This window comes from Pedobacter sp. BS3, from assembly GCF_008274585.1.
In the GTDB taxonomy this organism is placed as follows: Bacteria; Bacteroidota; Bacteroidia; order Sphingobacteriales; family Sphingobacteriaceae; genus Hufsiella_A.
Genome location: NZ_VTRT01000002.1, coordinates 223,252 through 248,127, shown reverse-complemented (window position 1 = coordinate 248,127; position 24,876 = coordinate 223,252). Strand labels below are relative to the sequence as shown.

At 40.9% G+C, this 24,876-nt stretch carries 21 protein-coding genes; 12 read left to right on the top strand and 9 right to left on the bottom strand.

Annotated elements, in window-relative coordinates; all coding sequences use genetic code 11:
• Window positions 1-16 precede the first annotated feature (16 nt).
• The 4 genes from FW774_RS06730 (at window position 17) to FW774_RS06715 (ending at window position 5,536) form a co-directional block, all read left to right on the top strand.
• Entirely contained in the window at window positions 17-1,363 is a 1,347-nt protein-coding gene (locus FW774_RS06730) for a GH1 family beta-glucosidase (protein ID WP_149347409.1), read from the top strand.
• Window positions 1,364-1,535: 172 nt separating this feature from the next.
• Window positions 1,536-2,270 (top strand): RluA family pseudouridine synthase, encoded by a 735-nt coding sequence (locus FW774_RS06725; RefSeq protein WP_149347408.1) that lies wholly within the window; start codon window positions 1,536-1,538, stop codon window positions 2,268-2,270.
• Window positions 2,271-2,417: 147 nt separating this feature from the next.
• Entirely contained in the window at window positions 2,418-3,725 is a 1,308-nt protein-coding gene (locus FW774_RS06720; RefSeq protein WP_242457753.1) for an alkaline phosphatase family protein, read from the top strand.
• 2 nt (window positions 3,726-3,727) lie between these two features.
• Window positions 3,728-5,536, top strand: a complete 1,809-nt coding sequence (locus FW774_RS06715) for a cytochrome-c peroxidase (protein ID WP_149347407.1) — start codon at window positions 3,728-3,730, stop codon at window positions 5,534-5,536.
• Window positions 5,537-5,557: 21 nt separating this feature from the next.
• On the opposite strand, the gene FW774_RS06710 is transcribed toward FW774_RS06715, so the two are convergent.
• The gene (locus FW774_RS06710) at window positions 5,558-6,007 is read right to left on the bottom strand and encodes a Fur family transcriptional regulator (protein WP_149347406.1); all 450 of its coding nucleotides are present in this window, start codon (window positions 6,005-6,007) and stop codon (window positions 5,558-5,560) included.
• Window positions 6,008-6,420: 413 nt separating this feature from the next.
• Here FW774_RS06710 and FW774_RS06705 point away from each other — a divergent pair, with 413 nt between their 5' ends.
• The 3 genes from FW774_RS06705 (at window position 6,421) to FW774_RS06695 (ending at window position 8,282) form a co-directional block, all read left to right on the top strand.
• Complete coding sequence (locus tag FW774_RS06705; RefSeq protein ID WP_149347405.1) at window positions 6,421-6,840, top strand: hypothetical protein; 420 nt, start codon at window positions 6,421-6,423, stop codon at window positions 6,838-6,840.
• 68 nt (window positions 6,841-6,908) lie between these two features.
• On the top strand, window positions 6,909-7,301 hold the full coding sequence (locus FW774_RS06700; protein WP_149347404.1) for a hypothetical protein: 393 nt from the start codon (window positions 6,909-6,911) through the stop codon (window positions 7,299-7,301).
• A 24-nt stretch (window positions 7,302-7,325) separates the two neighbouring features.
• Window positions 7,326-8,282 (top strand): BspA family leucine-rich repeat surface protein, encoded by a 957-nt coding sequence (locus tag FW774_RS06695; protein ID WP_149347403.1) that lies wholly within the window; start codon window positions 7,326-7,328, stop codon window positions 8,280-8,282.
• 589 nt (window positions 8,283-8,871) lie between these two features.
• On the opposite strand, the gene FW774_RS06690 is transcribed toward FW774_RS06695, so the two are convergent.
• Together FW774_RS06690 and FW774_RS06685 are read right to left on the bottom strand one after the other, a co-directional pair.
• The gene (locus FW774_RS06690) at window positions 8,872-9,978 is read right to left on the bottom strand and encodes a hypothetical protein (RefSeq protein ID WP_149347402.1); all 1,107 of its coding nucleotides are present in this window, start codon (window positions 9,976-9,978) and stop codon (window positions 8,872-8,874) included.
• A 4-nt stretch (window positions 9,979-9,982) separates the two neighbouring features.
• The gene (locus FW774_RS06685) at window positions 9,983-10,918 is read right to left on the bottom strand and encodes a hypothetical protein (protein ID WP_149347401.1); all 936 of its coding nucleotides are present in this window, start codon (window positions 10,916-10,918) and stop codon (window positions 9,983-9,985) included.
• Between the two features lie 272 nt (window positions 10,919-11,190).
• Here FW774_RS06685 and FW774_RS06680 point away from each other — a divergent pair, with 272 nt between their 5' ends.
• From FW774_RS06680 to FW774_RS06665, 4 genes are all read left to right on the top strand, one after another.
• Window positions 11,191-12,039, top strand: a complete 849-nt coding sequence (locus FW774_RS06680) for an RteC domain-containing protein (protein ID WP_149347400.1) — start codon at window positions 11,191-11,193, stop codon at window positions 12,037-12,039.
• 263 nt (window positions 12,040-12,302) lie between these two features.
• A complete protein-coding gene (locus FW774_RS06675; RefSeq protein WP_149347399.1) occupies window positions 12,303-12,638 on the top strand; it encodes a helix-turn-helix domain-containing protein in 336 nt (111 codons plus the stop codon).
• Window positions 12,639-12,698: 60 nt separating this feature from the next.
• Window positions 12,699-14,141, top strand: a complete 1,443-nt coding sequence (locus FW774_RS06670; RefSeq protein WP_149347398.1) for a DUF4099 domain-containing protein — start codon at window positions 12,699-12,701, stop codon at window positions 14,139-14,141.
• A gap of 94 nt (window positions 14,142-14,235) precedes the next feature.
• Entirely contained in the window at window positions 14,236-16,320 is a 2,085-nt protein-coding gene (locus tag FW774_RS06665; protein ID WP_149347397.1) for a type IA DNA topoisomerase, read from the top strand.
• A 160-nt stretch (window positions 16,321-16,480) separates the two neighbouring features.
• On the opposite strand, the gene FW774_RS06660 is transcribed toward FW774_RS06665, so the two are convergent.
• The 4 genes from FW774_RS06660 to mobC are packed head-to-tail and all read right to left on the bottom strand — an operon-like array spanning window position 16,481 to window position 22,118.
• Window positions 16,481-17,308 (bottom strand): RteC domain-containing protein, encoded by an 828-nt coding sequence (locus FW774_RS06660; RefSeq protein WP_149347396.1) that lies wholly within the window; start codon window positions 17,306-17,308, stop codon window positions 16,481-16,483.
• 56 nt (window positions 17,309-17,364) lie between these two features.
• Window positions 17,365-19,425, bottom strand: coding sequence for a HelD family protein (locus FW774_RS06655; protein ID WP_187774839.1), 2,061 nt, complete (start codon window positions 19,423-19,425; stop codon window positions 17,365-17,367).
• Window positions 19,426-19,475: 50 nt separating this feature from the next.
• Entirely contained in the window at window positions 19,476-20,063 is a 588-nt protein-coding gene (locus tag FW774_RS06650) for a TetR/AcrR family transcriptional regulator (RefSeq protein ID WP_149347394.1), read from the bottom strand.
• A gap of 51 nt (window positions 20,064-20,114) precedes the next feature.
• A complete protein-coding gene (gene mobC, locus FW774_RS06645) occupies window positions 20,115-22,118 on the bottom strand; it encodes a conjugal transfer protein MobC (RefSeq protein ID WP_197739821.1) in 2,004 nt (667 codons plus the stop codon).
• Between the two features lie 152 nt (window positions 22,119-22,270).
• Here mobC and FW774_RS06640 point away from each other — a divergent pair, with 152 nt between their 5' ends.
• A complete protein-coding gene (locus FW774_RS06640; RefSeq protein WP_149347392.1) occupies window positions 22,271-23,002 on the top strand; it encodes a class I SAM-dependent methyltransferase in 732 nt (243 codons plus the stop codon).
• A 9-nt stretch (window positions 23,003-23,011) separates the two neighbouring features.
• Here the strand turns inward: FW774_RS06640 and mobB are convergent, their stop codons facing one another.
• Entirely contained in the window at window positions 23,012-24,316 is a 1,305-nt protein-coding gene (gene mobB / locus FW774_RS06635) for a conjugal transfer protein MobB (RefSeq protein WP_149347391.1), read from the bottom strand.
• Window positions 24,317-24,320: 4 nt separating this feature from the next.
• Window positions 24,321-24,755: a conjugal transfer protein MobA gene (gene mobA / locus FW774_RS06630; protein WP_149347390.1), complete on the bottom strand. Its 435-nt coding sequence runs from the start codon at window positions 24,753-24,755 to the stop codon at window positions 24,321-24,323.
• Window positions 24,756-24,876 lie beyond the last annotated feature (121 nt).

The following is a 24,876-nucleotide window of genomic DNA, read 5'->3' as shown; positions in this document are numbered from 1 at the left end:
CTGAGGCATTGAACCAATGAGAGAGGTGCTGAACCGTCAGGCTTTTGGAGCAGATTTTGCATGGGGAGTTTCTACTGCTGCCTTTCAGACAGAAGGTTCCTGTAACGTTGATGGTAAAGGCCTTTCTATCTGGGATGTTTTTACATCCCGAAAAGGCAGGATCAGGAATAACGAACATGCGGCCGTTGCCTGCGATTTTTATAACCGCTATACGGATGATATCAAACTGATCAGCCAGTTAAATATTCCTAATTTCCGGTTTTCTATAGCGTGGACGCGACTGCTGCCGAATGGCTTTGGGCAAGTCAATCAGAAAGGCATCGATTATTATAACCGTGTTATAGACCGGTGTCTTAAATTAAATATCAATCCCTGGCTTACGCTGTATCATTGGGATTTACCTGCTGCGCTGGAGCAGAAAGGCGGCTGGACAAACCGTGACAGTGTTTCGTGGTTTGCCGATTATACGGCTTTGTGTGCTAAACATTTTGGCGATAGGGTAAAACATTGGATGGTGATGAATGAACCGGCGGTATTTACCGGCGCCGGTTATTTTTTCGGGGTGCATGCTCCAGGTCGACGTGGACTGAAAAATTTCCTACCGGCTTTGCATCATGTGATATTAAGTATGGCCGAAGGCGGCCGGACTTTACGTGCTTCATTGCCTTCGGATGCGGAAATAGGCAGTACGTTCTCCTGTTCACCGGTAGAGCCAGCATCGTCAAAGCAGCGGGATGTCCGGGCTGCCAAACGGGCGGACGCCCTGCTGAACCGGTTATTTATAGAACCTGTATTGGGGTTGGGTTATCCGCAGCAAGATGTGCCGGTGCTGCAAAGGCTTTCGCGGTACATGCAGGCCAATGATGAGCGTAATATGCAGTTCGACTTTGATTTCATTGGATTGCAAAATTATACCCGTGAAGTAGCGGCTTATTCTTTATTTACACCCTATCTGCATTCCCGGTTGATTCCCGCGGGAAAGCGGAATGTGCCGGTTACAGCTATGGGATGGGAGATTTACCCGCAGGCTATATACCAGGCGCTGAAACAATACAGCGCATATCCACAGATAAAAAAGATATACATCACCGAGAATGGCGCTGCGTTCGCAGATCATGTGCAAAATGGCGGGGTACACGACCGGCAACGTACCGAATATCTGCAAGAGCATATTGGTCAGGTATTGCGTGCAAAGCAGGATGGCTGTAAAGTAAACGGCTATTTTGTATGGACGCTGACAGACAATTTTGAATGGGCAGAAGGATACCATCCCCGGTTTGGTCTGGTATATGTTGATTTTGAAACCCAGCAACGTATTGTAAAAGATTCCGGTAAATGGTATGGGGAGTTTTTAGATGGGTGATTGCATAGATTGAGAGGATTACGCAGATTTTACAGATTCCACGGATTGAGGAGATCGCACGGATTTTCGCTCATCGGGATTTGCAATCCCGATGCATATAACCCCGGAATTGCAATTCGATAATTTGCAACACATCTCAGTATTTAATTCGCTATTGTTACCTTTGCGTTGCATGAAAATTCCAAGATTTGCAGACCTGATTATTTTTGAGAACGACGATATCATTGTTATCAATAAACCGCCTTTCATCAGCTCCTTAGACGATCGCTCACGTAAAGCCGAGGCTATAGGCTCTGAGATCAACATCCTGCGTTTAGCAAAAAGCTATACTCCCGATGCCCAGGTATGTCACCGGCTTGACCGCGAAACTTCCGGTTGCCTGGTTATTGCCAAACATCCGGAGGCTTACCGTTTTATTTCCATGCAGTTTGAGCACCGGCAGGTAAAAAAGGTTTATCATGCCATTATTAACGGAACGCATGTGTTTAAGGATTTAAAGGTTGAATTGCCTATCCTGAACCTGGGCAATAAAAATGTCAGTATCAGCAAGGAGGGTAAGCCGGCCGAAACTTATTTTAATTCGCTGGTTTATTTTAAGCATTATACATTGGTCGAATGTCGTCCGGTAACGGGACGCATGCACCAAATACGCATTCACCTGGCTACACAACGGGCCTCCATTGTCGGCGATGATATGTATGGTGGCAAACCGGTTTTTCTGTCGGCTATAAAGCGTGGCTATCATCTGGGTAAAGACCAGGAAGAGCAGTCCATTATGAAACGCTTTGCATTGCACGCTCATGAAATTACCCTGAAGCTTAACCCTGATACGGAAATGACGTTTCATGCGCCTTACCCGAAGGATTTTGCTACGCTGCTAAAATTACTGGAACGCTTTGATAGTTGAGTTCAAGCGCCATCTATTATAATGTTACAATTATTTATTCCTTTTAATTACTAATATTGAAGTCTTATTGTAATATTGAATTGTATGAAATCCGTTCTTTTGCCTCTTAAACTAAAATTTATTACCGGACTAAGTTTAATTATCTTAGTGTCATTAACCATAATGGCGTTTGATATCCGTAAGGAAGATGCCGGAACCAAGCCCGAAGGAATTAATAAGGTAGGACATGTAGTGGTGATTTACATGGAAAACCACAGCTTTGATTGCCTGTACGGGGAATTTGAAGGAGCGGATGGTCACGCCAACGCAAGCGCCGAAAGCGTTACGCAGATTGATAAGGATGGCAATCCATATACTTATCTGCCGCCTATTCCACGGAGTACCGCTTTTCCTGTCAATCTGCCCAATAATTATTTCAATATAGATCAGTACGTTCCTGCCGACCAGCTAACTCCGGATGTAACGCATCGCTATTACCAGGAGCAGTTGCAAATTAACGGCGGTAAAATGAACCGTTTTGCCCAGTATAATCGTACCAAGGGATTAACTATGGGCTATTACAAAACAAGTTTGCTGCCCCTGTATCCGTTTGCCAAGCAGTATACGCTTTGCGATCGCTTTTTTCATAGCGCATTCGGTTGTTCATTTTTAAATCATCAATGGCTTATCGCGGCTGCAACCCCGGTTTTTCCTAATGCCCCTCAAAGCATGAAAGTTCAGTTAGATTCGGCTGGCAACCTGGTTAAGGATGGTACGGTGACTCCGGATGGTTATGTGGTTAATACCGGATATTCCGTTAATATGCCCCATCCTAAAGGTGCTAATCCCGAAAGACTGATACCAAATCAAACGGCTCCAACCATTGGCGACCGCCTTTCAGAAAAAAATGTTTCATGGGCATGGTATTCCGGTGGGTGGAATGATGCTATTGCGGGCAAGCCAGACCCAACCTTTTCATACCATCATCAACCCTTTATTTACTTTGCCAATTATGCCGATGGAACGCAGGCAAAGAAAGATCACCTGAAAGATGAAACCGAGTTCTTTGAGGCTGCCCGTAAGGGTACGTTGCCTGCTGTTGCGTTTGTAAAGCCCATTGGCCTAGAGAATGAACATCCCGGGCATTCGGATATTCATACCGGGGAAAACCATGCCGTAAAATTAATTAATGCCGTATTGAATGGGCCGAATGGAAAAGATGCGGTAATTATTCTCACCTATGATGAGAACGGTGGTTTCTGGGATCACGTGGCTCCGCCGGTAATTGATAAATGGGGGCCGGGAACACGTATTCCCGCTATTATTATTTCGCCATTTGCCAAAAAAGGTTATGTAGATCATACCCAGTATGAAACGGTAAGCATCCTGTCATTTATCGAGAAGAGGTGGAATTTAAAGCCGCTTAACGACAGGGATAAAAATGCCAACCCGTTAAGCAATGCATTTAGCTTTTAACGTTGAAAATCCGGATTATATCACTATTGCTGACATTAGTTGCGGCTGTTGCGATATCCTCCGGACGGCCTGATAAAGAAGTACCCGAAAAGGCCATTCAGCAGACGTTAGTTGTCCAGGTCGGCAACTTTAGCAGGCTTATTGAGCAAACCCGAAAAATTCTTGAAAAACAGCCGCTGAATATCCGGCAGCTACAGCAGCAGTTTCTACAGATTAGGCTGGCATATAAAGCATTTGAGTGGGCTGCAGAATATTATACGCCTACCATTACCCGCTTTGTGAATGGCCCGCCTGTGCCCGAAGTGGAAGTGAGCGGGAGCGTTTTTGAACCGGACGGATTGCAGGTGATAGAAGCGCTTTTATTCCCTGCAACAGATTCAATCCCTAAAAAAGAGCTGGAAGAACGGTTTAAGCGCCTGGCAGAGAATACCGCCAGGTACAAGGAATACTTCCAAACAATAGATCTGTATAACTGGCAGATAATGGATGCTGCAAAGTTACAGGTGTTCAGGGTAATAACACTGGGTATTACCGGCTTTGACGATCCGCTTTCAGAAAAAAGTATGGAAGAATCAGCGGTTAGCCTGCAAAGCCTGCAGGCTGTAATGGCTCATTATACGACTGCGCCTGACGACTATGGATTTTCAATGCGATTGCAGCAGACCGTGCAGTACTTACAAAGGCATACCAATTTTAATAAGTTTGACCGGGCGCTGTTCATTACCACCTATGCCAACCCGCTTTCCGTAAGTCTAGCCCAAATACAGCGACACAGTGATATGCCGCTGGTAAAATATAACCGCCTGCTGAACCAGGATGCGGAAACGCTTTTTGATGAAAACGCCTTTAATGCAAACGCATATTTGCCTGAACCCGACCATGTCGCTACGGCTAAGAAAATCGCTTTAGGTAAAAAACTGTTTTATGATCCTATTTTATCCGGATCACAAACCCGGAGCTGCTCATCCTGCCACCAGCCGGAAAAAGCATTTACCGACGGGTTGGTAAAAAATGCGGATATTACAGGTAAAGGGACAATTAGCAGAAATACGCCAACCTTAATTAACGCGGCATTGCAACCGGCCCAGTTTTATGATTTACGGGCCATTGCCCTGGAAGACCAGGTAGCTGATGTGATAGCGAACAAGGATGAAATGCATGGCAGTATGCTGGTGTCGGCAAAGCGGCTCTGGAATGATAAAACCTACCGGGCTTTATTCGCGGAAGCCTTTCCGCAGAAAGAACGGGAAGCCATAGATACCATGGAAATCATGAATGCGGTCAGCTCCTATGTTCGTAGCCTTACCTTTTTGAACAGTCGTTTCGATGAATACATGCGGGGAAATAAAGCCGCCCTGAACAAGGAAGAAGTCAATGGCTTTAATTTGTTTATGGGTAAGGCAAAGTGCGCTACCTGTCATTATATGCCATTATTTAACGGAGCACTTCCACCGAAATATATGCGCATAGAAACCGAAGTAATAGGGGTACCCTTAACCAGCGATGCCAAAGCCATTGATTCGGATATGGGCAGCTATGTGGTAATTCCTGTTGAGAGCAATGAGCATGCTTTTAAGACTACCACAGTACGCAATGCGGCACGAACCGCTCCTTATATGCATAACGGCGTATTTAAAACGCTGGAAGAAGTGGTTGACTTCTACGATAAAGGGGGAGGAGTTGGCGCCGGCTTGAAGATATCCAACCAGACGCTGGATAGTGAACCGCTCCGGTTAACCCGGAAAGAAAAGCGTGAGTTGGTGGCATTTATTAAAAGCCTGGACAGTAAAATCAATAAAGAGGTTTACTGAAAGCGACTGTAACAGTTCGTATTAATGGAGCTTTTGATGCTCTTCGGCTGCCTTTTTAGTGCACTTCTCACAAATTCCATACACAATAAAATTAATGGTATGCGGAATAAAATCAGGCGGCATAACCAGGTGAGGAATTTGTAGAGCTTCCAGGCAATACACATTTAAACAGGATGTACAATTAAAATGAACATGCTCGTCGTTATGCTTATGCTCAGTGCAGGAAGCATCACACAGCGCATAATTAGCAGTGCCATGCATATCCAGAACCTTATGGATAATACCTTTTCCCTCAAAGGTACTAAGCGTCCGGTATAACGTAACCCGGTCTACATCTTTGCCTAAAATAGTTTCCAGCTCGGGTTGTGAAATTGCCGTTTCGCGAGACCTTAGAATTGAAAGTACACTTAACCGGGGACTGGTTTTTTTCAGCTGATGCTTATTCAATATTTCGAGAACCTCTTTATCCATAACGATGTAAATTAGATCTTAACCCTGCTGTTAAGACCATAAAGTTGGAGTTGCTTAACGGTGTATAGACACCAATATATACAAAGTTACAAAATCCCGGGGGATGTTGTAACATGTATACAATTGTATCTGATGCCTTTGTTATTGAGAAAAGCTGTGTGGCTTAAATTTTGATGTGTTTGTCTTATCCGGAAAAATACTGCGAAAGGCTGCTCTTATCAACTCTCACAGGAGGAGTGAACGTACTTCCTGCCATATTACTCAATTGCATTTTTCCGGAAGAAGGATCGTCTTTTATGTTCTGATAAGGTAATCACTTTACCAATGCCTGGAAGCATGCGGATGTCTCTAAGTTTTCGTGGATACGAATAGCGCCATATACAGTTAATGCTCCTGTTGGGGGGATATTGGTGATGGGGAATACCTTTATTTCCTTAAAAACTTTTACGCTAAGAGCCGAATCTGTTGACAATACACACGGCTCTGTTGACCTGACAAAGTTTGAAGATGTCTACTTCAGGGATAATACCTGGGAGAAGGTAAAATATAAAACATACAACCCTTTAACGGTAAAAAAAGAAATCCCTAAAGGACAAGAAGTTTCAACAATTACTTTTCAAACAGAAAATGAAGTGCCCTTTGGCGCTCAGATAAACGCGGTAACCGCTGTTGGTTTAAACAATATGCATTATCCGGATGGGAAAGAAGCCTTTCTGCCCTATAACAGTTACCCGGGCAGTATGCTGAACGATAAACGTACCATGCAGGTAAAGTTTCAAACTCCCTGCTCGGGTACTGTAACAGCAACAGGGACGGTGAATGTATTGCCCTGATTATATCGTGGATTACAAATATTAAGAATTTAAACAATTAACTAAAGTTGAACTAAATTTTAACGGTCATGGAAAAATTAAAAATTACAAAAAGATGGCTGCTGGTAATGTTATTATTAGCCGGTGGCATGGGATTCAGTTATGCAGCTACCCCTTTTATTACTGTGTGGAAGACTAATAATGCTTCGACTAACCTAGCAAGCAATAATACAGCGCCTTCCGGTGATAACACTATGAAGTTTAGGGTACCGGTAACCGGAGGAACATTTTCGGGTTCTTATATAAAAGTAGGTGCCGATGAGAGTACAAGGGTAACAATTACGAATGCGGCGGGCAGTACGGATGGCTACACTATTACCACAGCCGAAGCGGGGGAATATGAATTAACCATAACAGCGGTATCAAATGATTTTGTGTTCAGTTTTGGTAATTCAACACCTGCCAAGCCTTACACTTACTAATCGGCCGGTGATCGTCTTAAAATTATGGATATAACACAGTGGGGAGATATTTACACCTTTAAGAATCAACAGGCATTTAGCGGATGCCAAAATATGGACATTACTGCTGCTGATTCTCCAAAATTATCAGGCACAACGGCACAGTTATTTAAATATTGCGATAATTTAGTAGGTACAGCTAGTTTCACAAATTGGGATTTAACAAGTGTTACAGCTGTAAACGGTATGTTTTTAGGGGCAAAGAAATTTAACCAGTCATTAGCTGGGTGGAATTTAAAAAACATTACCAATGTCAACGGTATGTTCGATGGAGCAGTTGCTTTAACTTGCTTAAACTTTAGTTTAACATTAAGAGGTTGGGCAAATAATCCGGAAACACCAAATACGTTGGTGCTTGGCAATCTACCAGCCGGTTTGACTTTCGGCGACCAGGCCGCGTATGATAAATTAACCGTGGATAAAGGCTGGACGATTAATGGCGTTACTTATGATGGAACCTGCGCTGGCTCCCTGCCACTCCCGGTAACCTTTACCGACCTGACAGCCAGCATAAGCAACGGAGAGATGTTGGTTAAATGGAAAACCGTTAGCGAGCATAATAACGATAAGTTTATCATTTATGCGTCTAACGATGGTAAAAACTGGACAGATGTAGGTACTGTAAAAACCAAGGCCGCTAACGGAAATTCAAGCGAAGTGCTGGAGTATGAGCACACTGTTATGATGAGTGACTTAAAGAAAGCGGGCATACCCGTCGTCATTGCCTTAATGTTAGCTAGCGGCCTGTTGTTCAACCATCGTAAGCATTTATTCTTCTGCATAGCATTGCTAACAGGAGTGTTTTTTGCGGGCTGTAACAAAAACGACTTAACACTGGAAGAGATTATGAGTGGCGATGTTTATGTCAAGGTAACCCAAATAGACAAAGACGGAAAAACAACAAGCGACAGCAATGTCATATATGTGAAAAAAGAAAAATAGGAAGGCTTTAGCCAAGCTTCGTGTCTTCACGAAGCTTCTTCCTTCTTATTCCGATTCGTGGAGACACGAATCGGGGGCGTTAGTTAATCTTCCGGCAGGGCTTAACGGGTTATGTTGTTTATCATAACCCGTTTTTCATGTAATCTCACCAGAACGGGAAGCATTGACCTGCTTCCAACTCCGTCGATTTTTCTTTTATCCAGATAGCTTCTGATGAATCCAAGGCTGACTACAGATCTTTATTCCTTGACTTTTACGCCTGATCCCGGAAAACCGGAATCAGAAAATGATAGAACATATCGAACCGCAATAATCAATGAAGCTGCTGAGTTTATTTGTCTGATAAACAGGAATCTATAGAAAAAAATGGGACAAGTCGTTTAAATTTTGACTTGTCCCAATCAGTGAAAACCCACTGGTACAGAACTCGAACTCTTTTTTGGAAGATTTAAGACGATTAAACCAACTGAAAGAGAGTCCGTATCAATCTGATATATTAGTGGAAAAGGTTAATAAACCTAAAGAGTTTATATCTACAATAAAAGAACGAAAATTGAAAAGGTGAGATTGAAGCAGTCATCGTGAATCTCTATGTTGTTTTGAATTTTTCATAGCTTTCAACTTTTTTAATTTCAAATAATTCAAGTAATTTTTTTCTTATAGCATTCTCTGTTTTTTGATTTTTATCCTGTTTATTTAGAACTAAGTCGATTGAAATTTGAAAATCTGAATTTTCGTCTTTAGATTTCACATAATCGGGAAACCCAAGGTTAATTATTGCAGAGCCATCAATACCACTATAATTCAGTTTATATCTAAATTTTACTGCACCAAATATTAATTTGGGAAAATACTCTACCTTATTTAATAATATGTGGTTCTGTAGCCCTTTTCCATTCAGTTTTAAATTATCTATTTCATCTAAAAATATCTTTACATCGTTATGGCTTTCAATATTCTCATCTAAATAGACATCAATGTCAGTTATAGATTTGAATTCAAGGTAAATATTGAAATCACTGGCAAAGGAATAGAAAAATTTAATTCTTGAAGAATTGTCGAAATGATTAAATTTAACGGTAATAATGTCATCATTTGAACTGACTATTGATTTTTGAAATAGCTTTTCTTTCACCACATTCATAATCAAATTATTGACTTCAAATGTCTCTTTTGATGTTGAGTTTTGTTGTACTGAAATCTGTATGTCGTGTTCAGAAACTTTCTTCAGTGTTATCGCTCCGTTGTGATAGGTTTTATTATTTGTCCAATCACTAAGTAAATTCTCTCGTTCTATCTGATATTCAAATATTGCAGTGTTTTCGTCTTCGAAATAGAATGTTGGATTACCAATGATTTTGTAATTTGGTTTGTATGTATGTTTTTCAACAATTAGAGTATGCAAGTCAATTGCAGTGTCAAAAATATCTGTAAAATCAAAGTCAGAATTACATTTGATCGAAGAAGTCCTATACTTTATACTTTCTTCTTTCGTTTTTTGCGTGTCGTATAAAACAGAATAATCCCTCGGACTTATAACACTTTTCATTAACAACGGAACAGAGTTATTCTTCTCGTTATGACCAAGAAACACACCTTTTTCTCTAAGAAGAAAGTTTATGTTTGCGTTTGTGACATTAGATTTTACAAGTAGCTGTCTTATATAATCTCCTTGAGGTAAAATATCTTTATTCATATCATTAATTTCTAAAATCAGAAGGGAACTTCTTTATTTCTAAATTTTCATTGAGCTTATACATTGGAAATTTCACAAGCTTTTCTTTCACTATGTTTTCATTTGTCAAATAATCATACGTCTTATAGCTCAAGATTATTTTATCGACTGCATTTAGATGATCAAATGATTTTGCAAAATTTAAAAGTTGTACAAATTGTTCTTCCTCGAAATCATCATTTATGAATATACTTAATGTAATTCTGTTATTCTTGGCTGTCCTTAGTGCAATTATGTCTGAGTATAAATAGTTTAAAGGAAAGATTTTTCCATAAGAGTTCTCTTGAATGGAAGTGAAGTTTAGACCACTATTGTGGTAGACAAAATCAATATTATCGCCCCCAAATATTTCTTTTGTTCTGAAGATACTTTCATATAAGAAATTGACTTTGCTATTGTCCAGTAGTATTATTTTATCAAAAACTAAGTCCGTATCAATTTGAATGTTATCAACCTTTGAGACTAAATCAAAATTTAAATCACTTGTATTTGACAGCCAAACTAAAATGCCAAAAATTTCTGTTTTGTTAACACCTGTAAAATTCTGGTTTATATTGTTTTTTAATTTAGAGTTGTAAAAACACTCTAAAGTCTGAGCTAAATCTTTTATGTGGGATTTGAACAGGGTTGACGGATATTTGGGATATTCACCTCCTACATACTTAGATGAAATAATGCCGATGTCAAGGCTATAATCTTCTAATGGACTTTTATAGCTAATCAATCCGTCTATTCCATGAGACGATTTGTTTGATTCTGCATATTTGTCTTTATGTTTAAAGCCCTTAATACAATCGATTGAAGGGTTTTCTATTAAAGAGTTGAAATTCAGAATATTTTCAAAAATAAATTTGACTACATATTCGCCCTTTTCTCCTATGGATTTTGACCATTCTCCCATATTTAATTTGTTGGTTTTAAAAAGTTACCTACGGTTTTGATAACGCTTTTGCAGATTAAAAGAAATCAGTAAAAACGGTTGAAAAAAACATTGACAATATAAAGAAAAATATCATAAAAATGATGCAGTCAAAACGTAAACAAGAACTGAGATGTTTATTTAACCCTTAATTATCTTTCCCGACTTCGACCTGTATCATGAAAGAAACTCATTGCTAAGGACAATATTTGTGCATAGATAGTGATAGTGTTCAGTTTTAAAAAATCTTAGCTATGAGACATCCTTTGAACAACATTGTGGCTGAAATCCAAAAGCAAGAGAGAAAGCTGTCAGCCGAAACGTCCAGTTTCATTGACGAAGCATATAAGATGACGGTGTACCTCCAAGAGTTGTTAAGTACCGTTAAAGATGACGTAATAAAAGACGGCTTTTCCAGTAAGGATGAGGAAATCCAATTTTTTAAACAGGTAAAGCCGAACATCCTCGGAAAACTTATCTATTACAATAAGGTGTACCGCATTGAAACGGCTTGCCCCGTGGGTAATGGAAACCTGTATCAAAGCTATTTCGCTTTGCAACTGCGTGACTTAAAACAAGAGTATCAAGAGCATGTCTGCAATTCCGATTTTTACCGCTACTACCGTTCCGGCAGAACTGACCGTGACGAGCAATATTTTACACTTGGCAACATCAACTGCTATGATGGATTAAACAGCTTCGTGTTTGAAATCGACACCAAATTTTCGACATACTTTGATTATAAAGTGGCGAAAATCATAGCCAACGAATTAGTGTACAATTACCTGACGACCAAACTAAGCCCCGAACAAAATCCCGATGTACTGCTCCAACACGAAGAAACAAAAGACTTATTTTGGACACAGACAAAAAATGCCCTTATAGAATTGATTTACGCATTATACGCCTGCGATGCCATTTCGCACGGGAAAATAGGCATCCGAAAAATAAGCATGGTATTCCAAATCCTTTTCCGTATTTCGCTGAACGACATACATAACAGCTTCCACCGAATGAAAACCCGTGCAGGCTCTCGGACATTGTTTTTAGACCAACTAAAACAATGTTTAGAAGAATATATGGACAGGGAAGACAACCTGTAATTTTCATCTTTTCTTACCAATAAGAGGACAGTATCAATCGGTGCTGTCCTTTTTTTGTGCATTTGCCGATATGTGTCTATCGGCAAATTGGTCGGATGGCACACCGAGCCATTGACCAAAAGTGCCGAAATCCCCTAAAAAAAGCACTTTACATGAATTGTAAAAAAATGAAAAAAGCACTTTTTTGATAGACACGCATCGGACGACAGCCTCCGCCAATCGCTCCAATTTTGTGATGTATAAATCATTAAAAAGTTATTGTTATGAACATCGACAGAATGGAATTTATCGCATGGATGGAACGTATTATGGAACGCTTCGACATAATGAAAGAATACGTCCTCAACATCAAGAGAGAACGCCAAAGTATAGATGGCGAAGAGTTACTGGACAATCAGGATATCCTACAAATGCTCAAAATAAGCCATCGTTCCCTGCAACGCTATCGTTCCACAGGCAAGTTGCCGTATTACACCATTAGTGGAAAGCTGTATTACAAATTATCGGACGTACACCAGTTCATAAGGGAAAGTTTTAATGCACCTATAAGGCGTACTAAAGACAATCCCGGACAAAGACCGCCGTCCAAGGATGGATAATTAAATGGGGTATCCATGGGGATTACTTTCGGACAATGTAAACTTTAAATAATCAATATCATGAGTGAACAGACAAATGAAAATCCACAGCAATATCCCGAACAGCTTTCGGATGTGCTGTTGGTGATGGACAAGGAGAAAAAGAAAATCCAAGCCGTTACAGGTGTTGACGAAAACGGTAATCTGAAAACCGTGGATGCCAACAAGAAAAACCAAAGCCAATTCATGAGAGTGGACAGAGCCGGAGATTTGTTTACAAATTTCTTCTCTAACTTTTGGCGACAGCTAAAAGACCCTACCCATTTTTCATTCTTCAAAGTGCCTGCAAATGAAGCGGTCGAAACTGCCAAACAGATACAGAAACAGGTCGATACCCCGACCAAAGAGGGCGAAGCCGTCTTGGCAAAGCATGAGGTCAAAGAGCCAAAGGAACAAACACAGGAAAGCAAAAAGGATGTGGAAGCACCACAGGCGACACCCGAAACGCAGGAAGCACAGCAAAAAGACGACAACCGCTACAAAGCGGATGACGTGGACTGGAAAAACTTAGAACAATTCGGGATAAACAAAGAGCGACTGGAAAAAGACGGGCAGTTGGATTTACTATTGAAAGGCTATAAAACCAATAAAGTCTATCCGACAAGTTTCAATTTTGGTTCGGTCATCATGCGTTCGGAGGCACGTCTCGGTTTCCAAGACGGCGAAAACGGAAAACCCGTACTTGTCATGTACGGTGTCCGCCATGAGCCAAATCTGCATACGCCTTTCTTTGGTCACGAGTTTACCAAAGAGGACAAAGAGAACCTGCTGAAAACGGGAAACATGGGGCGTGTGGTGGAATTGACCAACCGCAAAACGGGCGAAAAGATACCGTCCGTTATCAGTATCGACCACCTAACAAACGAGGTCATTGCATTTAGGCAGGACAGGATAAAAGTACCCGATGAGATTAAGGGCGTAAAACTGACCGAAGACCAAAAACAGGATTTGAAAGTCGGGAAAGCCATTTATTTAGAGGGGTTGGACTTTAAGAACAGTACGAACAAAAATGCCCATGTGCAGTTCAACGCCGACAAAAAATATACAGAGTTCCTTTTCGGTGATAAAGCACCCAAGCAAACACAGGAAAAAGACCCCAAATACTACCGTGGCAAGACGTTTACCGATGAACAGTACAAACAACTCACGGAGGGCAAAACACTCTACGTTTCGGATTTCAAAGACGGACAGGGAAACCCCTATAAAGGATATGTAACACTGAACAAGGAAACGGGAGGTTATGGTTTCAGCTTTAGAAATCCAAATGCGCTGAAAAACAAGGCACAGCCTGCCGAAGCACACAAAACACAGGTAGCCGTCAACTCCGAGGGAAAGACCAACGAGGCGACAAAGAACATCAGAGAGCCTTTGAAACCGGAGCAACAAAAGCCGAAAAACACAGCCCAACAGCAACGGCAGAACAACCCCAACGCTCCGGCTAAATCCAAAGGGGTAAGAAGATAACACTATAAAAAACATTTTTCTTTGGAAATCCCCTCTCAAAAGAGACCGAGGGGTTTCTCAAAGAGAAATGTCCAACACTTAATCCATTAGCATCATGAAAGCAATCATTGCAGAAAAGCCAAGTGTGGCAAGGGAAATAGCTACCCTGTTGGGAGCGACCGAAAAACGGGATGGCTACCTAACGGGAAACGGCTATGAAGTTACGTGGGCATTAGGTCATTTGGTCGGACTGGCTATGCCCGAAGATTACGGGGTATCGGGCTTCCAACGTGAAGCCCTGCCCATATTGCCCGCCCCTTTTTTACTGACGGTACGAAAGATAAAAAAGGACAAAAGCTATGTTGCCGATAGCGGAGCATTGAAACAGTTGAAAACCATCGAACAGGTCATCGGTAGATGCGAAAGTATTATCGTGGCCACCGATGCCGGACGTGAGGGCGAACTCATCTTTAGGTACATTTACGAGTACCTAAAATGCCGTAAACCCTTTGAACGTCTATGGATAAGCTCGCTAACTGAAAAGGCGATTAAACAGGGCTTTGACAGCCTAAAAGCCGGAAGCGATTTTGACGGGCTGTACAGAGCCGGACAAGGGCGAAGTAGAGCCGACTGGCTTGTGGGTATCAATGGCTCGCAGGCGTTGAGCATTTCGGTAGGTCGTGGCGTGTACTCGCTCGGACGTGTACAAACACCAACGCTTGCCCTTGTCTGCAAGCGGTATTTGGAAAACAGAGATTTTGCCATCAAAAAATATTTCCAAATCCAGTTGGAACACCGCAAAGAATTTGTGGACTTTAAGAGCCTTTCCAAGACCAAATGGGATGAGAGGAAACTCGCTGACGACACGCTGAAATCCATTCAGCGAAACGGAACAGCTACCATTACGGCAGTCGAAAGCAAAACGGTTACGGAGCAACCGCCTTTGCTGTTCGACCTAACGGGTTTGCAGAAAGAAGCTAATAAAAGAGCATCCTATACCGCAGAGGAAACATTGAACATTGCCCAAAGCCTCTACGAAAAGAAATTTATCACCTATCCACGTACAGGGAGCAAATACATCCCCGAAGATATGTGGTCGGAAATTCCTGCACTGGTCAGGAATTTGGAAGCAAAGGCTTCATGTAAAAAAGCGGTCGGAAAAGTGAAATGGGGTCGTTTCAATAAACGCATCGTGAACGATGTAAAAGTAACCGACCACCACGGTCTGCTGATTACCGAAAAAATCCCGTCCGAATTGTCCGCACATGAAAACGTTATATACGATATGATTGCGCACCGATTACTGGAAGCCCTTTCACTTGCTTGTACCAAAGAAATAACCGACATCGGATTGCAGGCTTTGCATTACGATTTTACGTTGAAAGGGCATAAAATTATCGAAGCCGGATGGCGTGGCATCAAAGAAAAATTTACAGATGAGGACAGTGAGCCTGTGCAGGAACTGCCGGAATTAAAGGTCGGTGATGAGCTGAAAATCAAAGAGGCTTCCGTACTGGAAAAGAAAACCAAACCACCCGTGCTTTACACAGAGGCAGGTCTGTTGTCCGCAATGGAAAATGCCGGAAAGGAAGTGGACAACGAGGACGAACGGAAAGCCTTAAAAGACATCGGTATCGGTACACCTGCCACAAGAGCCTCCATTATAGAAACGCTTTTTAAGAGGGATTATATACGGCGAGAAAAGAAATCGCTAATCCCTACCGATAAGGGATTGCAGGTTTACAGGGCTGTAAAGGACAAAAAGATTGCCGATGTAGCCATGACAGCCGAATGGGAAATGGCGTTGCAGAAAATCGAGAACAACGAGGCAGATGCAGATGCTTTTCACCGAGATATGGAAGCCTACACCACTTCCATTACACGGGAAATTTTGGATATGACCATTGCCAAAGAAAAGCAACCCGAACTAACCTGCCCCAAATGCAAGAGCCATCAGCTATTGATATGGAATAAGGTTGTAAAATGCCCCGATGAGGGGTGCGGTTGGCTTCAATTCCGTACCGTGTGTGGAGTGCCGTTAAGCCTTGCCGATATAGAAAACCTCGTGACCAAAGGTAAGACCAATCTTATCAAAGGCATGAAAAGTAAGTCGGGCAATAAATTTGATGCCTATATTGTCATGGACGATAAAGGCACAGTCTCTTTTGAATTTGAAAAGCGGAAACCCAAAATGAAATAAAAGCCAATGTTTCTGAACGGCATACAGCGTGAGGGATAGAAGCGACATCCTTTTGTGGTCCTTTCAGATCCACAAAAGATATAACGGATAGCCCGACCCGTCTGCATTTTTTCGATAGCCTGGCATGGTGGCAAAATGCAGACGGTGGCACGCCCAAATCTTATATTCCGTCCTGCTCATCCATTTTCTTGATAAGCGTTTCCCGAAGTGTGTCAAGGAATTTTGTTTGGTTCATCTTCCTATTTCGCAATTCCAAATACGTTTGGTAGAAGTTGCCCAAATTGACGTTAAACGCATCTTCAAAATACTTCGCTATTAACCTTATATCAGCATTTCCATTTTCAAAGACACCTTGATAGTGCAGGGAATAAATCAATTCTATTATTGCCACCTTACTACCCGTCCAGTTGAGTTTTTTAGAGGCTTTAGGCTTACCCTCTTGGTCTTTATTGTACAATTGGTCTTCGATATAGACCTGTATCAAGTCATTGGCTATTATCTTGGCGACCTTGTAATCATGGGAAGTGGAAAATGTGAGGTCGGACTGAAAGTAACCCGTGTCCAAACACAGCTTTATATCATGATTGCCACGTACAAAAAGTTTCTCATCAAGCGAAGCGTTATTGGTGCGGTAGTATTTATAAAAATCGAGATTGTTGTCAAAATACCGTTTGAGTTTTTTCAATTCCCTGTTAAGGTATTTTCTTATAGGTTTTGACCCATAGGGCTTCTTTGTCTCGATTTTATAAATTGAATTGTAATATATGAGTTTGGAAAAAATTACTGGTTTTTGATGTTTGAAAAAGCGGATTTCCTCGTTAACATTCTTAAAGCCACGTTTTAAGACGTACTCCCTTATTTCAGATAGACAGTTTACAATCAAATGTATTATTGCCTCCACACGTTGTGTGGGGCAATCAACCTCTATCTCCAATTCATTAATTGCAGTGTCGAGTTTATACAACGTGTCATTGTAAAATTTATCCATCCGATTGTTTTCAAGCCTTAATGTGGCCTGTGTTGTTTGTTAGCTGTAGTCGTCAATTATTCTTTAGCTGTCTCTTTAATAAAATCAGAAACTTCGTTGCTGTGTGTTAATATTAACTCTTGCATCGCTCGTGTACAGGCTATATATAGCATACTTCGGTCTATATCATTTTTATAATTTGCATTGTTGACAAAGGGTACAATTACTACATCAAATTCAAGCCCCTTGGCCAGCTGGGCACTTGTTACAATAACACCATCGGTAAATCTTGTGCTTTCAGAGGAAAGGTATTGTGCGTTTATCTGCTTATCGTCCAATGTACATTTCACATCCTCCGCTTCCTTTTCTGTTTTACAAATAATGGCTAAAGAATGGAATGTTTTATCTTTTAAAAATTGAGTAGCCAAGGCTATTATCTGCTCTTTTTCAGATGCAATATCTTTTTCATTATAAACGATAGGTGACTTTCCGTGCCTTTCTATTGGTATAATGTCTTCATTGAAAGCAATCCGTTGTGTAAAATTGATAATTTCAAAAGTGGAGCGGTAACTTTTGTTCAATGTCATTAATTGCGATTGCGGGAAAGATTTTTGAAGGCTTTGCAAATTTGTCTGGCTCTGCGGATTAAGCGATTGATTTATGTCGCCAAGCAAGGTTATTTTACAATTGAACAATTTTTTTATAACCGCAAATTGAATAGGTGCATAATCCTGCATTTCGTCAATTACCAAATGTTTTACCTGTCTATCGGCATTGTAGCTGTCAATGTTTATCTTTAAGTATGCCAAACCAAAAGCGTCTAAATATTCAATGTCTTTATTGTTAATGGGCTTTAACAAATCTTTTCTATCAAGCCAGACATAAAAATTCTTGTAAAGGATTTTTATGTTTTTGGTTCCCGACATATTATTAATGGCTTTTTTTAGCTCCGCTTTATCTTTGGACGAAACCTCATAACGGTGTTTGTAAAAAAGATGTTGGGTAAGCCGATTTTCCAGTTCCTTGATACGCTTTAACAATGAAAGTCTGAATAACGATTTATATTCTTTATCGACAATCTCCTGTGGGATAATATATTTTCCTATTTTAATGTCCTTTGCCGTGAAATAATTGCTGTTTAAATAAGCAATGTATTCGTCCAGTTTTTTTACGAAAGCTTCCGATGATTTGAAATTTACCCTTTCCGCAAAAGATTTATTTTCTGTGTTCAATAAAAACGAAACCTGAGCAAATAGACTTTGTACAACATACTGATATTCCAAAAAATCATTTATTAGCTCGACTATTGTTTTCTCCGGTATGTTTTCCTCTCCGAGTTCAGGAAGGACATTCGATATATAATCAGAAAAAACTTTATTCGGGGAAAGTATTAAAATATTAGCCGATGTAATTGTCTCCCTAAACCTATATAGCATAAAAGCTACACGGTGCAACGCTATGGATGTTTTTCCCGAACCTGCGACACCTTGTATGATGAGCGTATTTGAGCTTTCATTTCTGATGATTGCATTCTGGTCTTTCTGGATAGTAGCGATGATGCTTTTCATTTTTTCATCAGCCTTTAAGCTAAGCTCTTTTTGTAACAGTTCATCATAAATATGTGCGGAAGTATCCAACATAAATTCCATTTCACCATTTCGGATTTTATATTGGCGTTTCAAGTTTATATTGCCCGCTACCGTACCAGATGGTGCTTCATAAAGGGCATTCCCTTTTTCAAAATCGTAAAACATACTGCTGATAGGCGCTCGCCAGTCGAACATCAGATTTATCTTGCTTTCTTCGTCTATGAAGTTGCAGATGCCGATATATACAATTTCTTCGTTGTCTTTGGTAATAGGCTGAAAATCAATTCTACCAAAATACGGACTATGGTATAGCCGGTTTAACTGTTTCAGTAATGCCACGGATGCTTCTCCACTGATGGCAGTATTAGAGACTGATTGATGCAATATTGCTTTCTCGTCTTTATTTTCCCGTAAATATTCTTTGTATTCCGCCATTTCATCCGAGCTTTTTTGAAGGCGATGTCGGATGCTTTTTATTTTGTCGGAAATGGCCGTTTTCACCTCCTGCAAATGCTTTTGTTCGTCCTGTTCTGTGTTTATTTTCATCATATCGTTATTATTATTAAATGAGCGATTGCTCATTTATTGGTTAAAAAAAATCATGGTTTCAATCCTTGTAGAACCTGCTTCAGCGTAAACTCAAGTTTTGCTTCTGTAAGTTGAAATGTGCTTGATGTAGTGGTGTTATTCATACCGAAATTAATAAGCTGATATAATGGTGCAAATGCTAATGCCCAATATACTTCAAAAGGCATTTTTGCCAATTGACCATCTTGAACGGCTTTGTTTATAAATGCACCCAATAACGTACCATATCTCTTGTTCAGATTCTCTGTAACGGATAAATATATATCCGAATACCGTACTTTTTCAATAAAAGCCACTTGTTCCGGATACAACTTGTAAAAGTAATAACGGTTTTTCCATTGCAATTTTATCCCTTCGGCAAATTCCATATCAGCTGAGAGTCCCTTTAGGCTTGATGCCAATATATTGGCACTAATCTCATTACATAACGTAGTTAAGATAGCTTCTTTATTCTTGAAATAAACATAGATTGTACCAACAGATAAACCTACCTCTTTCGCAAGTTTATTGACACCAAAGCCCTCAAGACCTTGTTTCACAATCATTTCTACGGCTTTTTTTTTGATTAGTTCTGCCTTGTTTTCATCTCTTTGCCTCATTTTGCAAATATAAAAAAATAGTCGCTCATTTTAATGATTTTCTATGTTTTTTTAGCTCTCCTGTATCAAATGCTGTAAATTCGGGTCATTCTTGATACGCTCCATTTCGCTTTCCACAATCTGAACAACGTCCGCTTTAATCTGCCTGTAATTGGCTTCGACTATCTGTTTCATATTATCGTTGCCGTCTTCATCGGTAAAGAACAATATCTGCGGTATCTTTTTGTAGGCTTTGGTTTCGGCAGAAACCATTTCGTTGTCCACCACGATTTCAGCGTGAAAGATTTTCTGCTCGATACGCTCATCAAAATTATCTGAAACAGAACCAACGAACATTCCCTGTGTCAAGGTGGATATTTTGGAGGCAGGTATGAGGCTGTCCATTTGGGTGGATATGGATGTGGATTTATCATTGCGGTTAATGGTCATGCTTTGGCGTTTCTGCAACACCTTACCAAACCGCTCACTTAGGTTTTTAGCTGTCTCACCGACTACCTGGCCGGAAAAAATATTACCAACGGTATTTTGGATGACCTTGCTTTCCTTGTCGCCGTAATCCCGTGTTAACTGCGAATAGTCTTGAAAGCCCAAGCACACGGCTACCTTATTGCTCCGTGCGGTTGCGATAAGGTTGTCCAATCCTCGAAAATATATCGTAGGCAACTCGTCTATGATAACAGAACTCTTTAATTGTCCTTTCTTATTGATAAGTTTTACAATCCTCGAATTGTATAATCCCAAAGCGGAGGAATAAATGTTTTGACGGTCGGGGTTATTTCCGACACACAGTATTTTCGGCTCTTGTGGATTGTTGATGTCCAGTGAAAAATCATCCCCTGTCATTACCCAATAAAGCTGTGGCGAAATCATCCGTGACAATGGGATTTTCGCCGATGCGATCTGCCCCTGCAACTGGTCTTGCGCTCCACCTTGCCACGCATCCATGAAAGCTGACAGGTAGTTTTCCAGTTCGGGATATGAAGTAAGGATAGTAAAAACGTCTGCATACTTTTTGTTCAATAGCTCAATAGCATGGGGAAATGTGCAATACTTCCCGTTTTCATAGATTTTCAGATACCAAATGATTGAAGCAAGTAATATAATAGGACTTTCCACGAAAAAATCCCCTTGCTTACTTATCCACGTTCTGTTGAGGTTAAGCATGATGGTATAGGATGCTTCGTAGGCATCGGATATATCCGTCATAAATTTTGGGTTGAGCGGATTGCAACGGTGGCTTCGGCGTGGGTCATCGAAATTGATAACATAAAACTTGGGCTTTACCTTATACTTATCGGAGTGTTTCAGCAAATGGTTGTAGGCAATCGTGGAAAGGTCGTCAAACTTAAAATCGTAGATGTACATCGCAAACCCCTTTTCGATGTGTTGCTTGATGTAGTTGTTTACGATGGCGTAGGATTTTCCGGAGCCGGGAGTACCAAGTACAATCGAAGCTCGAAAAGGGTTGACGATATTAATCCACCCATTGTTCCACTTGCCTTTGTAAAAAAACCTTGTGGGAAGATTGACCGAATATTCATTTTCTATCAGACGGGTTTCCTGTTGGAAACTCTCGTTTTCATTATTGAAAACATCGTCCATCAGATTGTTGCGGAGCAGTCGGCTCATCCATACCCCTGCCATCAGCAAGGCTATATATCCCAAGCCCGTTGTAAGGATATAAAGCAATGTGGCAATCCCTGCCGATAGCTTTAACAATGGCGTGTTCAGAAAGAACAGTACAAAGCCAATAGCTAAGGCAGTGTAAATCTTACCCCATGTTATCTTTTCATTCTTTACGCCCTTAGTACCGAGACAGCTTAACGCCAATAATACCAGTGCAAAAATCTTAGTGTAAAGCGTGTGTTCAAAAAGCCCTGCGGTACGGTTGAAATTGGTCAATATCTTACCGATGATTTCCAGTGTCCATCCCCGTTTGGCAAAGAACCCATAACAGAACCAATAAAAGTGCATCAGTACCAAAAGAATACTTACGGCACGCATAAAAGCCATGATTTTGGCTAATCCTCTCAAATCGTCTTCTCCTTGCATAATCTAAAAATTTGTTTTGGTGCAAGTGTAGCCGCTAAGGAGGTCGGTGTAGTGAAAGCGGTTTCAGATGGCCTTTGGTGGCATTATTTGGCTGAATGGGTACGTTAAAAACTTTTTTAACTATTTTTGTATAGAATATTTACCGTGCATAACAAATGAAAGAAAATAAATATGATGAAGTATCATTTTTCGAGCAATATGGAAAAATGAGCCGCTCCCTGAAAGGACTTGACGGTGCAGGGGAATGGCATGTACTTAAAGAAATGCTACCGAATCTTGATGGTAAGAAAATGCTTGATTTAGGATGTGGCTACGGTTGGCATTGCAGATATGCAATCGAAAATGGGGCACTGTCTGTAATCGGCATTGATATTTCGGAAAAAATGCTTCAAAAAGCTAAAGAAATCAATCAATTGGATGGTATTATATATAGGCGGATTGCGCTTGAAGATGTTCAATTTACTGCTGAAATGTTTGATGTTATAATCAGTTCCTTAACTTTTCATTATATACAATCATACGATGTTCTTATCGGTAAAATTTATCAATGGCTTAAACTCGGAGGTAAATTTATCTTTTCTGTTGAACATCCTGTCTTTACAGCTGCGGGCAGTCAGGATTGGGTTTATGATCGAGCCGGAAATAAATTACATTGGGCTGTTGACAGGTATTTTTACGAGAGTCAACGGAACACTTTGTTTTTAGGTGAGGAGGTATTAAAATATCATAGAACGGTCAGTACATATCTGAATGAACTTTTAAAGCAGGGTTTTAAAATCACAGAAGTTAAAGAACCTATGCCAAGTGAAGCGATGCTGGAAAATATTCCCGAAATGAAAGACGAATTACGCCGTCCAATGATGTTACTAATCTCTGTCGAAAAGTAGTGAGTTATTTTATTGGTGTCTTCCTGGTCTTTTGCTTTTCTTCTTTTTCTTCATGCGGTTGGCAAATGCCTGTTCTTCGTAGTCTTCGCCTTGTGCTTCCGGCAATAGACCTCCCAATCCGTCTATCCATAAATCATCGGTCGGCTGTTCTCTATTAAGGAAGTTAAAAAGTGTATGGGCTTCCTCTTTCTCTACGGCTGTGCCGTTGCCTGCGGTCAGTGGCTGATTTAGGATATTTGTGTTTTCAGCTTCTTGGCGTTGCCCGACCGCCTGCTCGTTCCACCAATCATTAAAGATATTAGCCGATAGGTTTTTGCCCAAAGCTGAACCGTTCCAAACGGTACGGCTTTCGTGGTCGATAAAAGTTATACCATAGATGCGCCGCTCATCGTTGCACCGTACCACGGTATTGATAGCCTGCTCTAACAGTTGCTTTTTAAAATCTGCTTCATCCGTGGCGGTGTGCATGGCCACTTCAATGGTGCTTTTGAGTACAGCTCTTACGGGGTCGGCTTTCATGTTCTCTTTAGCCTTTGCGAATTGGTTTTGCAATTCGTCCAGTCCTGCCTGCTTCCCGAAAAGGGATGCCTTAAAAGGATTGCTCGCTTTTTCTCCCTGTTCGTTCAGCGCAAAATAAACAAGACCGTTTTTAGGCTGTCCGTGCAGTTCCCCTTTGACTTCCTCCGCCGTAATATTGAAAAGCGATAGCAAAGCGTTGTACGCTCCGAGGCTTGCGTAACTGTAATACTTCGGCAAGTGTCGCACCACCGATGCGATTTGGCTCTTAACGTCTCCGGCTCTGTAATCCACCGGACGGAATACCTGCTCGTTTCCGGTACGCTGTTTTTCCGTTGCAGGTGTCAGATTATATTTTCGCTCCAAATCCCGACAGATTTCCATTGAGCGTAACTTCTCGTATTTATCGGGTATCTTTTTGCCGTAACGGTCAACGCAGGTAGATACTATATGGATATGGGTACGTTCAATATCGGTATGCTTAAAAACGATATAAGGTTGGTTGACATACCCCATGCGCTCCATATACTCCTGCGCCATTTTTACGAACTGCCCATCGCTGACCCTATCCGCAGGATCAGGGTTCAGCGATATGTGGCGCACAGGCTTTTCCGTTTTGATATTTGCGGACAGATACGGCTCAAAACACTGGTGCAGGTAAGCGGTCGAATAGGTATTATCCAACGTTTCGGGTATTCTGTTCAACAACAGTACCTGTCCGTTTTCGCTGTCAATCTTCTTTTGGTTATAGGAAATAGCACCGTACAAATTTTCGCCCTTGCCAATCTTTGCTATCATATTACTATTGTTTTTGCAGGTGTTCTTTTTCAAATTCCTGTGTTAGCTCAATCACTTTCCGGCACAAGTCCGCCATTTCTGCCGTCTGCTTTTCCAGTTTAAAGAGGTAAGCCGATGCCTTTTTTTCCGAGAAATTGCGGTAAAGTATCTTCACGATTTGGTTGTAATTCACGCCAACCGCTCTGAACTGGCTATAAAAATTGGTCAGCCTCGTATGAAAATCGACTGCATCCATGTCAATTTTTACGGTCTTGACTGGCTTCTGAAAGATGCAGGCTGTAATAAAATGTGCCATTACTTTCATTCCCGATTGCTCAAACAATGTAAGGAATTTGGCATTTTCTTCGTCCGTAAGACGAAATACATAACGGTGGATGCTTGGGTTTGCTTTAGGCTTGCGCCCACCTTTGTTCTGTTCCTTTTTCTCTTTTCCATTCATTATAAAATCCATTTTAATATCCAACAAAACCCCGACTTCGGAGGGTGTTTACCAAGCCCCCTGCAAGGGCAAGTGGTTTTGAGGCACGAAACGGGTTTCGAGTGCCTCAAAACATAACTTG

Excerpts from the sequence above, each read along its gene's own strand:
- FW774_RS06725 (WP_149347408.1), top strand. The coding sequence starts at position 1,536 with ATGAAAATTCCAAGATTTGCAGACCTGATTATTTTTGAGAACGACGAT.
- mobB (WP_149347391.1), bottom strand. The coding sequence starts at position 24,316 with ATGATAGCAAAGATTGGCAAGGGCGAAAATTTGTACGGTGCTATTTCC.
- FW774_RS06665 (WP_149347397.1), top strand. The coding sequence starts at position 14,236 with ATGAAAGCAATCATTGCAGAAAAGCCAAGTGTGGCAAGGGAAATAGCT.
- FW774_RS06690 (WP_149347402.1), bottom strand. The coding sequence starts at position 9,978 with ATGAATAAAGATATTTTACCTCAAGGAGATTATATAAGACAGCTACTT.
- FW774_RS06710 (WP_149347406.1), bottom strand. The coding sequence starts at position 6,007 with ATGGATAAAGAGGTTCTCGAAATATTGAATAAGCATCAGCTGAAAAAA.
- FW774_RS06655 (WP_187774839.1), bottom strand. The coding sequence starts at position 19,425 with ATGATGAAAATAAACACAGAACAGGACGAACAAAAGCATTTGCAGGAG.
- FW774_RS06670 (WP_149347398.1), top strand. The coding sequence starts at position 12,699 with ATGAGTGAACAGACAAATGAAAATCCACAGCAATATCCCGAACAGCTT.
- FW774_RS06680 (WP_149347400.1), top strand. The coding sequence starts at position 11,191 with ATGAGACATCCTTTGAACAACATTGTGGCTGAAATCCAAAAGCAAGAG.
- FW774_RS06685 (WP_149347401.1), bottom strand. The coding sequence starts at position 10,918 with ATGGGAGAATGGTCAAAATCCATAGGAGAAAAGGGCGAATATGTAGTC.
- FW774_RS06675 (WP_149347399.1), top strand. The coding sequence starts at position 12,303 with ATGAACATCGACAGAATGGAATTTATCGCATGGATGGAACGTATTATG.
- FW774_RS06700 (WP_149347404.1), top strand. The coding sequence starts at position 6,909 with ATGGAAAAATTAAAAATTACAAAAAGATGGCTGCTGGTAATGTTATTA.
- FW774_RS06705 (WP_149347405.1), top strand. The coding sequence starts at position 6,421 with ATGGGGAATACCTTTATTTCCTTAAAAACTTTTACGCTAAGAGCCGAA.
- FW774_RS06695 (WP_149347403.1), top strand. The coding sequence starts at position 7,326 with ATGGATATAACACAGTGGGGAGATATTTACACCTTTAAGAATCAACAG.
- FW774_RS06660 (WP_149347396.1), bottom strand. The coding sequence starts at position 17,308 with ATGGATAAATTTTACAATGACACGTTGTATAAACTCGACACTGCAATT.
- FW774_RS06650 (WP_149347394.1), bottom strand. The coding sequence starts at position 20,063 with ATGAGGCAAAGAGATGAAAACAAGGCAGAACTAATCAAAAAAAAAGCC.
- FW774_RS06640 (WP_149347392.1), top strand. The coding sequence starts at position 22,271 with ATGAAAGAAAATAAATATGATGAAGTATCATTTTTCGAGCAATATGGA.
- mobA (WP_149347390.1), bottom strand. The coding sequence starts at position 24,755 with ATGAATGGAAAAGAGAAAAAGGAACAGAACAAAGGTGGGCGCAAGCCT.
- FW774_RS06730 (WP_149347409.1), top strand. The coding sequence starts at position 17 with ATGAGAGAGGTGCTGAACCGTCAGGCTTTTGGAGCAGATTTTGCATGG.